At 60.7% G+C, this 13,771-nt stretch carries 10 protein-coding genes and 1 pseudogene; 5 read left to right on the top strand and 6 right to left on the bottom strand.

The window, feature by feature from the left end; genetic code table 11:
- The first annotated feature begins 70 nt into the window (after positions 1-70).
- The 4 genes from xylG (at position 71) to ACLH0H_RS23155 (ending at position 5,901) form a co-directional block, all read left to right on the top strand.
- On the top strand, positions 71-1,615 hold the full coding sequence (gene xylG, locus ACLH0H_RS23170) for a D-xylose ABC transporter ATP-binding protein (protein ID WP_411379792.1): 1,545 nt from the start codon (positions 71-73) through the stop codon (positions 1,613-1,615).
- On the top strand, positions 1,616-2,752 hold the full coding sequence (locus ACLH0H_RS23165; RefSeq protein ID WP_411379791.1) for a sugar ABC transporter permease: 1,137 nt from the start codon (positions 1,616-1,618) through the stop codon (positions 2,750-2,752).
- A gap of 309 nt (positions 2,753-3,061) precedes the next feature.
- Complete coding sequence (locus tag ACLH0H_RS23160) at positions 3,062-4,282, top strand: pectate lyase (protein WP_411382453.1); 1,221 nt, start codon at positions 3,062-3,064, stop codon at positions 4,280-4,282.
- An 11-nt stretch (positions 4,283-4,293) separates the two neighbouring features.
- Positions 4,294-5,901, top strand: coding sequence for a rhamnogalacturonan lyase B N-terminal domain-containing protein (locus ACLH0H_RS23155; RefSeq protein ID WP_411379790.1), 1,608 nt, complete (start codon positions 4,294-4,296; stop codon positions 5,899-5,901).
- A 27-nt stretch (positions 5,902-5,928) separates the two neighbouring features.
- On the opposite strand, the gene ACLH0H_RS23150 is transcribed toward ACLH0H_RS23155, so the two are convergent.
- The 4 genes and pseudogenes from ACLH0H_RS23150 to ACLH0H_RS23135 form a co-directional block, all read right to left on the bottom strand.
- The gene (locus ACLH0H_RS23150) at positions 5,929-6,849 is read right to left on the bottom strand and encodes a substrate-binding domain-containing protein (protein ID WP_411379789.1); all 921 of its coding nucleotides are present in this window, start codon (positions 6,847-6,849) and stop codon (positions 5,929-5,931) included.
- A gap of 17 nt (positions 6,850-6,866) precedes the next feature.
- Positions 6,867-7,622: a methyl-accepting chemotaxis protein gene (locus tag ACLH0H_RS23145; protein WP_411382452.1), complete on the bottom strand. Its 756-nt coding sequence runs from the start codon at positions 7,620-7,622 to the stop codon at positions 6,867-6,869.
- A 102-nt stretch (positions 7,623-7,724) separates the two neighbouring features.
- A pseudogene (locus ACLH0H_RS23140) lies at positions 7,725-8,144 on the bottom strand (HAMP domain-containing protein); the annotation flags it as partial.
- 968 nt (positions 8,145-9,112) lie between these two features.
- Positions 9,113-10,363, bottom strand: coding sequence for a glycoside hydrolase family 68 protein (locus tag ACLH0H_RS23135; RefSeq protein ID WP_411379788.1), 1,251 nt, complete (start codon positions 10,361-10,363; stop codon positions 9,113-9,115).
- A 981-nt stretch (positions 10,364-11,344) separates the two neighbouring features.
- On the opposite strand from ACLH0H_RS23135, the gene ACLH0H_RS23130 reads away from it, so the two are divergent.
- Positions 11,345-11,653 (top strand): DUF6124 family protein, encoded by a 309-nt coding sequence (locus ACLH0H_RS23130; protein WP_411379787.1) that lies wholly within the window; start codon positions 11,345-11,347, stop codon positions 11,651-11,653.
- A gap of 71 nt (positions 11,654-11,724) precedes the next feature.
- On the opposite strand, the gene ACLH0H_RS23125 is transcribed toward ACLH0H_RS23130, so the two are convergent.
- Together ACLH0H_RS23125 and ACLH0H_RS23120 are read right to left on the bottom strand one after the other, a co-directional pair.
- A complete protein-coding gene (locus tag ACLH0H_RS23125; protein WP_411379786.1) occupies positions 11,725-11,976 on the bottom strand; it encodes a hypothetical protein in 252 nt (83 codons plus the stop codon).
- 273 nt (positions 11,977-12,249) lie between these two features.
- Positions 12,250-13,749 carry a CoA-acylating methylmalonate-semialdehyde dehydrogenase gene (locus ACLH0H_RS23120; RefSeq protein ID WP_411379785.1) on the bottom strand — a complete coding sequence of 500 codons (1,500 nt, stop codon included), beginning with the start codon at positions 13,747-13,749 and terminating at the stop codon, positions 12,250-12,252.
- Between the last annotated feature and the right edge of the window lie 22 nt (positions 13,750-13,771).

Genomic DNA, 13,771 nt, shown 5'->3' with positions numbered 1-13,771 from the left:
GCCTATGGGTTTTTCGCGAGCAAGCTCGCTCCTGCAGTAATGTCGTCAGCCCTTTGTGTGAGCAATAGTAATGCCTGACTACCTGCTGCAAATGAACGGCATCGTCAAATCCTTTGGCGGTGTCAACGCGTTGAACGGCATCGATATCAAGGTGCGGCCGGGGGAATGCGTTGGCCTGTGCGGCGAAAACGGTGCCGGTAAATCCACCCTGATGAAGGTGCTGTCGGCGGTATACCCGTACGGCACCTGGGACGGCGAAATCCTCTGGGACGGGCAGCCGCTCAGGGCCCAGTCGATCAGCGAAACCGAAACCGCCGGCATTGTGATCATCCATCAGGAATTGACCCTGGTGCCGGACCTGTCGGTGGCCGAAAACATCTTCATGGGCCACGAGCTGACCTTGCCGGGTGGGCGCATGAACTACCCGGCGATGATCCACCGTGCCGAAGCCTTGATGCGCGAGCTCAAGGTGCCGGACATGAACGTGGCGCTGCCGGTGTCGCAGTATGGCGGCGGCTACCAGCAACTGGTGGAAATCGCCAAGGCCCTCAACAAGCAGGCGCGCCTGCTGATCCTGGACGAGCCCTCCTCGGCCCTGACCCGCTCGGAAATCGAAGTGCTGCTGGACATCATCCGCGGCCTCAAGGCCAAAGGCGTGGCCTGCGTGTACATCTCCCACAAGCTCGATGAAGTGGCGGCGGTGTGCGACACCATTGCGGTGATCCGCGATGGCAAGCACATCGCGACCACCGCCATGGCCGACATGGATATCGCGCAGATCATCACCCAGATGGTCGGCCGCGAGATGAGCAACCTCTACCCCACCGAGCCCCATGAGGTGGGCGAGGTGATTTTCGAAGCGCGCAATGTCACCTGCTATGACGTCGACAACCCCAAGCGCAAACGCGTCGACGATATTTCGTTCGTGCTCAGGCGCGGCGAAATCCTCGGCATCGCAGGTCTTGTGGGTGCCGGGCGCACCGAGCTGGTGTCAGCGCTGTTCGGCGCCTACCCCGGCCGCTACAGCGCCGAGGTGTGGCTGGACGGCCAGGTGATCGACACGCGCACGCCGCTCAAGTCGATCCGCGCCGGACTGTGCATGGTGCCCGAAGACCGCAAGCGCCAAGGCATCATCCCCGACCTGGGCGTGGGCCAGAACATCACCCTGGCGGTGCTCGATACCTACGCGCACCTGACCCGCATCGACGCCGAGGCCGAACTGGGCAGCATCGACCAGCAGATCGCGCGCATGCACCTCAAGACCTCCAGCCCGTTCCTGCCGATTACCAGCCTGTCCGGTGGCAATCAGCAAAAGGCCGTGCTGGCGAAAATGCTGATGGCCAGGCCCAAGGTGCTGATCCTCGACGAACCCACGCGCGGGGTGGACGTGGGCGCCAAATACGAGATCTACAAGCTGATGGGCGCGCTGGCGGCCGAAGGCGTTGCGATCATCATGGTCTCCTCGGAACTGGCCGAAGTGCTCGGCGTGTCCAACCGCGTGCTGGTGATCGGCGACGGCCAGCTGCGTGGCGACTTCATCAACGAGGGCCTCACCCAGGAACAGGTGCTCGCCGCTGCGCTCAGCCAACACAATAACAATCGGAAGACCGCGTAGATGAATCAGGTCAAACACCTCTTTACCCGCTACAAAATGCTCGCCCTGGTGATCGCCGTGGCGGTGATCTGGCTGTTTTTCAGTTGGCAGACGGAGGGTGGCTTTCTCACGCCGCGTAACCTGTCGAACCTGCTGCGGCAGATGTCGATCACGGGAATTCTGGCGTGCGGCATGGTGCTGGTGATCATCAGTGGCGAGATCGATTTGTCGGTAGGTTCGCTGCTCGGATTGCTGGGCGGGCTGGCGGCGATCCTGGATGTGGTTTATCACGTGCCGTTATTGGCCAATCTGAGCCTGGTCGCGTTGTGCGGCTTGATGATCGGGCTGGCCAACGGCTACATGGCGGCTTACCTGCGCATTCCGTCGTTTATCGTAGGGCTCGGCGGGATGCTGGCGTTTCGCGGAATTCTGCTGGGGATCACCGGCGGTACGACCATTGCGCCGGTGTCGCCGTCGTTGGTGTACGTGGGCCAGGGGTATTTGCCGCACACGGTGGGCATCGGCCTGGGGGTATTGCTGTTTGCGTTGACCCTGTTCCTCACCTGGAAGCAACGACGCAACCGCGCGTTGCATGGCCTGGCGGCGCATTCACGGGTGCGTGACGCGGTGCGCGTGGTGGTGATTGGCGCCGTACTGGCGGGGTTCGTCACCACCCTCAACAGCTACGATGGCATCCCCGTGCCGGTGCTGCTGTTGCTGGTGCTGCTCGGCGTATTCAGCTACGTCACCAGCCAGACCGTGTTCGGCCGCCGCGTATATGCGGTGGGCAGCAACATGGAAGCCACGCGCCTGTCGGGCATCAACGTACAGGCGGTAAAACTGTGGATCTTCGGCATCATGGGCGTGATGTGCGCCCTCGCCGGCCTGGTCAACACCGCCCGCCTCGCAGCCGGCTCGCCATCGGCGGGCAACATGGGCGAGCTGGACGCCATTGCGGCGTGCTTTATCGGCGGGACGTCGATGCGCGGCGGTTCAGGCACGGTGTATGGCGCGTTGCTCGGGGCGTTGGTGATTACCAGTCTGGACAATGGGATGTCGATGCTGGATGTGGACAGTTACTGGCAGATGATCGTGAAGGGCAGCATTCTGGTGCTGGCGGTTTGGGTGGATGTGAGTACGCGGGCCGGCCGGCGGTAGAGCGTACACAAGAACGCAGAAGATCAAAATGTGGGAGCGGGCTTGCTCGCGAAAGCGGTGGATCAGTCACCTAATACATCAACTGACACACCGCTTTCGCGAGCAAGCCCGCTCCCACATTGACCGCATTCAACTCAGCCACACCCACCTGAACAATGACTGAAGAGAAACGCAGTATTCGATTAAACAGTTGATAAGCGCCGGAAAATATCAGGATCATCCCTCGTCTGAACGCGCCGGCCCATTGGGCCGTTGACAGTCCTGGAGAAGCCAGTGTTACTCCCCTGCTTATTGCTCAAACTTGCCTCGGTGCGCACCGTCGCGCTTTGCGCATTGCTGGTGCTGCCCGTGTTGTCCAATGCCGCCGAACACGCGGATGGTTTCGCCAGGGATGTGACGGGCGGCGGCACGCTTGCCGCCGTGCGCCCTGCCACGTTGGATGCTCTGAAACGTTCGCTGTGCGCCACCTATGACAAACATGGCAACTGCACGGATGGCACGCCGCGCGTGATCGCCCTCGACCACGTCTACGATTTTCGCGGCAGCGTCGTACTCAACGGCAGTGCCGAAACCCGCGAAACCGGCTGCATGGCCAATGCCTGCCCGGCAGGTGGCGGGCAATGGGCACTCAACGGTGCCAACGACTTTTGTCAGTCGAAGCCGTCCGTCCAGGTGACGTATGACAATGCCGGCCTGCAACGCTTGAAAGTAGGGTCGAACAAAACCCTGGTGGGGGTGGGCAAAAACGCCGGCATCCAGGGCATGGGCTTGTTTATCGGCGGCGGCGCCCATAACGTCATCATTCGCAACCTGACCCTGTCGGACATCAATCCACGCGTGGTCTGGGGTGGCGACGCGCTGACCCTCGACGGTGCCGACGGTGTGTGGATTGACCACAACACGTTCGCCCGGATAGGCCGGCAAATGGTCGTGACCGGATGGGGCACCGCCTCCCATGTGACCCTCTCCGACAACGAGTTCGATGGACGCACGCCCTACTCGGCCACCTGCGATGCGCATCACTACTGGGTGTGGCTGTTTCTGGGCCATCACGACACCCTCACGCTGGTCAGAAACTACGTGCACGACACTTCGGGGCGCGCGCCGCATGCCGGCGGCATGGGCGATGCGCAAGTCGACGCGCAAGTGGTCAACAACGTATTCAGCAACCTCAGTTACCAGGGCGCGATCATGTCGCGAACCGCCACCTCGCACCTGCTGGTGGAAGGCAACGCCTTCGAACACGTGACGCATCCGCTGTTCAACGACACCCGCCAACCCGGCACCGCCTTTGCGCTGTTCGAACCCGTGTCGGCGTCGGCCAACGCGGCCTGCCAAAACCTGATCGGCAGGCCCTGCGTGGCGAACCGGCAACACCAGAGCGGCGACGATTATCAACCACGGGATAACGCTGCACTTGAAGCCTTCAGGCCTTACCGTAATGACCTGATCACGCCGTTGCCAGCGGATGTCGCGCTGGCGAAGGTGCCCCGTGAAGCCGGTGCAGGCAAGGCCGGCACGTCCAATTGAAGAAGAACCTGATGCAGCATTTTTCTCTTCTGATGCTGTGCGGCGTCTGCCTTGCCAGCGCTGCCCTGCCCGCCTGCGCGCAACCTGGCGGTTTTGGCTTTACCCAAACGGACGGGCGCGTGGTGGTCGACACCGGCGCCGAGCTGGTCTTCAGTGTCGACACCCGCAACGGCGATCTAGTGTCGATGCGCTACCGTGGCAACGAGCTGCAAACCCTTGAGGCGAAAGGCTCGCAAATCGCCTCCGGCCTCGGTGCCGCACACGTGGAGACCAAGACCGTGGGCGATGTGATCGTCATCACCGCCCAGGCGGGCGACTTGACGCATTACTATCTGGCGCACCGGGACCGAAACGCGATCTATATGGCCACCTATGCGCCGACCCTGCTACCGGTCGGCGAGTTGCGTTTCGTTGCACGGTTCAACGTCAGCAAACTGCCCAAGGCTGCCCAAGGCACCGACTCGAATGTGGGCCAGGCCATCGAAGGCAAGGACGTGTTCTTGCTGGCGGACGGACGCACCAGTTCCAAGTTCTATTCGGCCCGCCCCATGATCGACGATGCCCTGCACGGAGTGAGTGGCCCGGGCGTAGCGGTGTACATGCTGATGGGCAATCGCGAACTCAGCGCCGGCGGGCCGTTTTTCAAGGATATCGCCACCCAGAAAACAGCCACCACCCACGAAATGTATAACTACATGTTCTCCAACCACACCCAGACCGAAGCCTATCGCGGCGGCTTGCACGGTGTGTATGGCCTGCTGTTTACCGACGCGGGCCCACCGAGCAGCGCGCTGACCGACCTGAGGTTCGTGAACAACTCATTGGGGCTCAGAGGTTACGTCGACAGTGCCGCTCGAGGTTCGGTTTCGGCTCACCTGTCCGGCGTCGCTCCCGGGTTGCCTGCCCTGATCGGCTTGAGCAACGCAAGCGCGCAATACTGGGCACGTGCAGACGCCAGGGGTGACGCGCAATTAACGGGGGTACGCGCCGGCCAGTACCGCACAACGCTCTACCAGAACGAGCTGGAAGTGGCGCGAGGCTCGGTGGACGTCAAGACAGGCAGTCTCGCTCATACGGAACTGAACGCGCAGCCGACCGCTGGCCGCATGAACTGGCAGATCGGCGTGCCTGATGGCACACCCACAGGGTTCCTGAATGCCAATCAACTCACCTCGGCCCATCCTTCAGACGCTCGAATGGCCGCGTGGAAACCGCTGACTTACACAGTTGGAAGCAGTGCCATCAGCGAGTTTCCCGCAGCCCAGTGGCGCGACGTCAATTCCCCTACGCGCATCGACTTCATGCTTGGCGCCAACGAGGTCCACGACTATCGATTGCGGCTCTACGTTTCACTGGAGCAAGCGGGCGGGCGTCCGCGCGTGACGGTCAATCACACCTGGGAAGCGCCGGTCGCGGCAGCGTCCAACCAGCCCGAAAGCCGGGGAATTACGCGCGGCACTTATCGAGGCAACAACACACTGTTTGAAATCAACGTCCCGCGTACGGCGCTGCATGCCGGCCAGAACTCCCTGGAAATCGACGTGGCTTCCGGTAAAACCGGCAGCGGCTTCCTGAGCCCGGGTTTCGTGTATGACAGCGTGCAATGGGTGTCGCCATGAGACCGGGGATCGGTACCCTGCCCGTGACTATTCAAACTCCTGACGATTCTCAGGCGTGATCAGCCTGAACGGCACCCACAGCACCGGCGATTCCAACACTTCGCCACGCACCAGGCGCAACGCGGTGTCCACGGCGCCAGCGGCCTGGCCTGCGGCATCCTGGAACACGCTGACGGCCATCTTGCCCTCGGCCATCAATTTCAAACCGTCCGGCGTGCCGTCGATGCCGCCGACCCAATAGTCCTTGGCCTGCTTGCCGGCCTTTTCCAGCCCCATGATCGCGCCGATCGCCATTTCGTCGTTGTTGGCGGCGATGATCGAAAAGTCGACGCCCTGCTTGACCCAGTCCATGACAATGGTGGCGGCCTGGCTACGCTCCCAGTTGCCGACTTTTTTCTGTATCACTTTCATGTCCGAATATTTGGCGACGACTTTTTCCACGTCATCGGTGCGCATCAATGAAGATGCGTTGGCCGGGTCGCCCACCAGAATCACCACGTTGCCTTTGTAACCGGCGCGGCGCGCCAGTTCTTCCATCTGCAACGTGCCCGACTCCAGCTCGTTGGAGCCGACGAACGCGGTCTGTGCCGGCCACTTTTCCGGGTTCGGGTTACGGTTGACGAACACCAGTGGGATCTTCGCGTCCGAGGCCAACTGCATCATCTGCGCCGCGCTTTTGCCGTCGACCATTGCAATGATGATCGCATCCACCTTGGAATTGATCAGGTTGCGCAATTGACGCATCTGCAAATCGACGCTGTCCTTGCCATTCTCCATAAAAATATCGGCGTTCATCACGCTGGCCTGTTGCTGCACACCGTTGCGCAGCAGGGTCTGGAAGTTATCGTCGTATTTCGCCATGCCTACACCCAGCAAGGGCGTGGCGGCCTGGGCCGGGCCCGGAATCAACAGCGTCGCACCCAGGGCGAGCATTAACCATGCTTTCATGTTCTGACTCCTGCGGCTCAAACGCTGAAATGATGGAGCAGCTCGCGCTGCACTTTGGCCATGTTCGACAGCTCTTGGCTGCTGCTGGCGGACTGCTCGGCACCGTTTGCCGTCTGCTGGGCCGAATCGTTGATCTGGATGACCATGCGACTGGTTTCCTGCACCGTGGCGCTCTGCTGCTCGGTGGCGGCGGCAATCTGGATGTTCATGTCGCGGATACTGTCGACCGCGTCGCTCATCGACAGCAGCAAGTCACCGGCGCCCGAGGCCAGGGACACGCACTGGCTGGACTGTGCCTGGCTTTCGTTCATCACGTGCACCACCGAGTGAATTTTTTGCTGCATGAGCCCGATCATGTCCTGGATTTCGCTGGTCGAGGTCTGGGTACGGCTGGCCAGGGAACGCACTTCATCGGCCACGACCGCAAAACCGCGCCCTTGCTCGCCGGCACGCGCCGCTTCGATTGCTGCGTTGAGGGCCAGCAGGTTGGTCTGTTCGGCGATGGTGCGAATCGCAACCACAATGCCCTCGATGTTCTGCCCGTATTTTTGCAGCTCATCGGTCACCTGCGTGGCTTTGTTCACCTGGTCGGCCTGCTGGCGGATATTGACGATGGTCTCGGCCACGCGCTCCTGCACCTTGTGCGTGAGCTCACTGGTGTCGTCCACGGCCTGGCGGGTGTCCTGAGCACGCCGGGCGACTTCTTCGACCGTGCTTTCCATCTGCGTCATGGCCGAGGCGGCCGATTGCAGGCGGTCCTTCTGCTCGTCCACCACACGGGTGGTCTGTTCGCTGTTCAAGGCATTGTTGCCAGCGGTCACGGCCAGCGCATCGGCCGAGCTGATCAACTCACGAAAGGTTTTTTGCAGCGCCTTGGTCAGCTCGTTCAGGTAACCGCCCAACTCACCGAACTCATCTTTGCGGCTGACATCGAAACTCACCCGCATGTCGCCGGCGGTGAGCGTCTTGAGTACTTCGCGAAACGCCGCCAGCGGGCGTCGCAGGCTGAAGGCGACCCAGGTACCAATCGCCACGGCCGCCAGCACCGCCAGCACACAGGCGATCAACAACACGCTGCGGCTGGTGCCGATGGTGGCGTTGGCCGAGTGGCTGGCCTGGTTGGCGACCTCCAGGGACTGGCTGCCGAACTCGCCGATGCGGTCGAGGGTGGCTTTGAGTGCCGCCTCAACCGCATTGCGTTGCTGCTGCACCTGCGCGGCGAGCTTCGCCTCGGCTTGATAGGCCTGGAACAGGCCGTCAGTGGCGGTCAGGTCCGTCAGCAGGCGATTGACCATGACGCCGGCAATCCGCCCGACTCGCGGGTCAATCGCCGTCAGCGCCTGCGCCCGGGTGCTGATCACTTCGTCCTGCAGGTTCAGCACGCGTTGCAGTTTATCGATGGCGGGCGTGACGGTATGGGCCGCGAAGCCATCGTAGGATTTGTTGACTTCCAGCAGCAGTTTCTCTGCTGCGGCCACCTGTTGCGGTTCGTTGACGCTGCGCGCATGCGCGATGTAATCACGCAAGTAGCTGGTCAGCTGCATCGCCTGCGCACTGCTGTAGCCTTGCAGTTTGCGCGTCAGCGCCAACTGCTGCACATGCTGCAAGTGGGAGGTCATCAAGGCCTGCGCCTGTTCGGCGTAGGCAGTAACGTGTTGGCGCTGCTGCGCCAGGTTCGCCCGCAGCGCCTCATGCTCGCCGGTGTAGGCCGCGGTGCTGTCGAGCAACTGCGTGAACTGGGCGATGCTCTCGGTGAACGGCTGCTTGCCGTCCTCGATCTGCTTGGGGTCGGTGCTGATCTGAATGGCCAGCAACGCCTGGTTGGCGCGCAGGATGTGCACGTAGAGCTCACTGGCGGCCCGGCTCAACGGCGCCGACTGGCCGGTGATGATGGACAAGCGACTGCCGATGGACTGCGTGTTCTGATAGCTGATCCCGGCCATGATCAGCAGCAACAGCACCAACACCGCAAACCCGCCGATCACACGCTGCAATATGGTCATGGCTACCCCTTTTAATTTTTATTCGTTGTCCTGAGACGACCAGGCGTGCACCTCCGAGTTCGGGATCGCTCGGGGTGCTAGTGGCTGTATCGGCCCGGTGGGCGGGGACTTGATCAATGCGTTCAAAAAAAGTGGGAGAGCGCTTGCTCCCGATGGCGGTAGGTCAGTCAATGTAAATGTCGACTGATCCACCGCTACCGGGGGCAAGCCCCCTCCCACATTTGCAGCATTTTATCTGCTGATAAATGGCGGCCAGACGGTTACTGGTTCAACATCACATCACGCATTGCGGGGATGTACCCGTAGTCATAAGCCTCCTGCACAAACGAGCGGTCACCCTTCAATACAATCCTGACGGTGGGCGCTTCGGTGCCGCCGATGCGGTAGTCATCGCCGTTGGTGGGCACGCTGTCGATAAACGACGTCACCAGGCCGTTGGGCATCACGCAGTGCGAATACGTCTGGAACGGCTGCGAAGGCGGGTTGCCGAGCACCAGCCCGGAGGCATTCATGGGTGTGTAAGGGCCGAACAGATGATCGCCGACGAACCCATAGACGCCATCCGGCCCCGTCACGCCATCGGCGTAGGTGAATTTATGACTGATGGTGAACAGGTAGTACTTGCCGTCCTGAAACACGTAGTGCGGCCGCTCGGTTTGATCGTTCACGCCGACGGCGGTTACCAGCGGCGGCAGGATCTCCCATTCGTCACCGTTGAGGTCCTTGGCGACGGCAATGCCGATGCAGCCGACCTGATAGCGCGCCCCGCCCACGTCCTCGTGCCCCGGTGGCACCAACCCCAACTCATTGGGGCCCACTTCATGTGTCCCGCGCTCGCCGGCGACGTTGCCTTCAAACACCATGTACAACTTGCCATCCCCGGGGTCGATAAACGGGCTGGGATCACGAAAGTTCCAGGTCGCGTTCTGCGCCTCGGTTTGGTAATAGGTGCCGTCGGCGTCGAACAGCGACTTGACCTGACTAAAGCCTTGCAACTCCACACCGCTGTCGGAGGTGACAACCCGGCCGCGCACTTTGGCAATCGTCGCTCCGGGGGTGACACAGGTGTAATACAGGTCGATATCACCGGCGTTATTGAGCAGGATCGGTGTACCGGCCCATTCACGGGTGGTCGGCGAAACCCCTTCGGCCATGACACGACCGCCGAAGATCCAGTCCTTGCCGGTGCGCGAGTACCAGTAGCAGATACGCGCATGGCCATGGCGGTCTTCCCAGTCACGCTTGATGTCGTAGCGGCCATCGGCATTGATGAATTGCGGATCGTGCGGACGGCGGTCGGCGGTGAGTGTGAAAATCACCGACCAGCCATTGACGGATACCACGGTGCCATCAAGTTCACGCAATGGCATGGTGTCCCAGATAAATACCGTGTCACTCATGACAGGAAAGTCAGGACGCACTAACGGCTGCGTGGTCGTCGGGTCATTCTCATTAACTTTCAGCGCATCGGCCCGAGTCCAACGAGTGGGTGTGTGATTCGCGTGTTTCATGATGATGTCCTTTTACTGACGCTTAAGTGACAAGCGAAGATTGAATAACACATGACAGCCAGCAACTTGCTGCTGACTGAAAAGAGCGAGCCAGAGTTGGCCTTAACGTGCGGAGCAAGGTTTAACATGGAAGCCTGGCTGTCGCAACATGAAGAATTGTTTAGGTTAAAAAGGCCATCACTGTATTTATGTCCTTGATATAAAGACAGTGGCACTTACAATCAACGACAAGCAACTAGAAAGCTAGCCACTCAATTACCAGGCAGCAGGGCTGCGGGCCCGAGCCGTTATTCTTCTGCGCTTAACGGTATTGCGCGCCAAATTAAACCGAGCGCTTAGTTATCAGATTAGTTGCTATCGATATGAAAGCAATCGCAGCATATCAAGTCTACGACCCACACTAACCCAGTAGGTATCTACACATTTTTGTAGTGAGCGGGCTTGTCCCGCGCTGGGCTGCGAAGCCGCCCCAATAAATACACCGCGCAGTTTCAGACAAACCCAATTCACCTGGTTTGGGGCCGCTTCGCAGCCCAGCGCGGGACAAGCCCGCTCACTACAAAGAGATATGCCAGCCTCTGAAAGTTGTGTAGATACCCAGGGCTATCGCAGGCAAGCCAGCTCCCACCTTGCCCGCACTCCACTGTTGGATCGGCGGGGTTAGTGGCATTTGGTTATGGTTTGTAAAAGGCCAGCAAGGCACATCCCTTTTAATTGCAGGACGTTTCCTAGACAATCCCTGCCGCCTTGTGCCTGCTGGAATCGGTGGCTAGTCTTCGCTCCGTCGCTGGGTTTCAGCGATCGGGTTTAGCAGCCTGGCTTCAATAGGCACACGGTTCACGTCCACTTTTATGGTGGCTGTGCGTGGGGCACCTTCGAGTGCGCTGGTTTTCCTATTGACCGGTCTGCTAACCCGCGTACAGCTGCCACCTTCGTTTAGCAGCGTTGGCGGTAGCTCTCATGCTCAATAGGAGTTACACCATGAACAAAGTCCTACCCGACCCACCCCGCGACCCCGCTAAGGACCGCGCCGCCTTCAACCGCGCCATCGAGCATTACCTGCCCACCCAAGGCTTTCACACCGTCAACGAAGACCTCAGCTTCGAAGATGCCCTGCTCTACACCGCCAGTCTGCTGGACAGTGCTTCGGCGACTGCGCTGGATTGCGGGGAACAGTTGGAAAGCCCTGAGCGGGCAAAGATTCTGGCGGTGTGGCATTTGCTGGAGATAGCCAGGACGACGGTGGACCGCTCCATCGAGTGCCTGATGCCTGCAAAAGCAATTGCCTGAATGCGCTGAAAAGTGGGAGATGCGTTTAACTGACCGGCATTAGGGGCTGCCCCCTCTCGCACCAAAGCCGGCTAGAAGATATAGCAACTGCCGCGATCTTCCGTCTCGTAACGCCACGATTGGACGATACCCTCACCTGAGACCAGCACCGAATATCGGCAGTCTCTGATCCAGGTAACGAAGTAGCGCTGGCTGTCGCCTTCCTTCACAACCCGATCATAGACCTTGTCATGATTGACTGGTGACCAATAGGAATCGCCACAGCCGCGGCTGCAGTCCTGATAGATAGGGTCATGAAAACGGGTGCCGACAAATCCGTTCATACTGCCCGTCCATGCCGAGTAAGACGGCGTACAGCCTGACAGCAGCGTTCCCAACAATGGGAACAGTGTGATTCCTTTCAAATCCGTCTCCAAGTGAGTACCTGGTGCAAACGATAACGCATCTGACCAGTGAGTACTTGAACCCCGTACAGACCAAAGACTGTGGGAGCGGGCTTGCTCGCGAATGCGGCATGTCAGCCAGCATATCTGGCGACTGACACCCTGCATTCGCGAGCAAGCCCGCTCCCACACACGTTCTGCTGTGTCCTTGAATTACCTGGACACTGGCATCGCAAACTCCGCGCCCTGCTCGATGCTCTCCGACCAACGCTGCATGATCGATTTCTGCTTGGTGTAGAAGCGCACACCCTCGGTGCCATACGCATGCATGTCGCCAAACAGGCTCTTCTTCCAGCCACCAAAACCATGCCACGCCATCGGCACCGGGATGGGCACGTTGATGCCGACCATGCCCACTTCGATGCGGCGTGCAAATTCGCGGGCGATGTTGCCGTCGCGGGTAAAGCAGCTGACGCCGTTGCCGAATTCGTGGTCGTTGACCAGTTTCACCGCTTCGGCGAAGTCGTTCACGCGGACACACGCCAGCACGGGGCCGAATATTTCTTCGCGATAGATGCTCATTTCACGGGTGACATGATCGAACAGCGTCGCGCCGAGCCAGAAGCCATTTTCCAGGCCCGCTTCGGTGGGCACGTAGTCGCGCCCGTCGAGCAGCAGTTGCGCGCCGGCCTGCACGCCTTGCTCGATGTAGCCACTGATGCGTTCCAGCGCGGCGCGGGACACGATCGGCCCCATCTCGGCCTTCAAGTCGCGGCCGTCGGTGATGCGCAGTTGCTTGGCACGTTCGGTCAAGGCGGCGATGACTTTGTCACCCACATCGCCCACCAGCACGGCCACCGAGATTGCCATGCAGCGCTCGCCGGCACTGCCGTAGGCCGCGCCCATCAGTGCGTCCACGGTTTTTTCGATATCGGCGTCGGGCATCACCACCATGTGGTTTTTCGCGCCGCCCAGGCCTTGCACGCGCTTGCCGTTGCGCGCGCCGGTTTCGTAGATGTACTGGGCAATCGGCGTGGAGCCGACGAAGCTCACCGCCTTGACGTCCGGGTGTTCGATCAGTGCGTCTACCGACTCCTTGTCGCCCTGCACCACGTTGAACACACCTTTGGGCAGGCCGGCTTCACGCAGCAGCTCGGCCATGAACAGCGAGGCGCTCGGGTCGGTCGGGCTTGGCTTGAGGATGAAGGTGTTGCCCGCCGCGATGGCGATCGGGTACATCCACATCGGCACCATCACCGGGAAGTTGAACGGCGTAACGCCGGCCACAACCCCCAGCGGCTGGCGCAGGGTCCAGTTGTCCATGCCACGGGAAACCTGGTCGGAATATTCACCCTTGAGCAGGTTGGGGATGCCGCAGGCAAACTCGAGGATGTCGATGCCACGGTCGACTTCGCCCTGGGCGTCGGTAAAGACCTTGCCGTGCTCGGCGACGATAATGCGCGCCAGGTCGTCCTTACGCGCGCGCAGCAGGTGCAGGTATTCGAACAGCACGCGGGCTCGGCGGATCGGCGGCGTGTCTGCCCAACCGGCGAAGGCGGCCTGGGCCGCGGCGACGGCTTCGGCCACGGTCTGGCGGCTGGCCAGGGCGACGCGGCCGGTCTTTTCGCCGGTGGCCGGGTTGTAAACGTCCTGATAGCGATCATCGCGGGACACGCGCTGGTCGTTGATGTAGTGCTCGATGGTAGTGGTCATGGCAGTCGATCCAGGTGAGTAG

The organism is Pseudomonas sp. MPB26 (genome assembly GCF_046605355.1).
Lineage (GTDB): Bacteria > Pseudomonadota > Gammaproteobacteria > Pseudomonadales > Pseudomonadaceae > Aquipseudomonas > Aquipseudomonas cedrina.
Note: the sequence above shows the minus strand (reverse complement) of the source record. Positions and strands in the feature narration are given on the sequence as shown.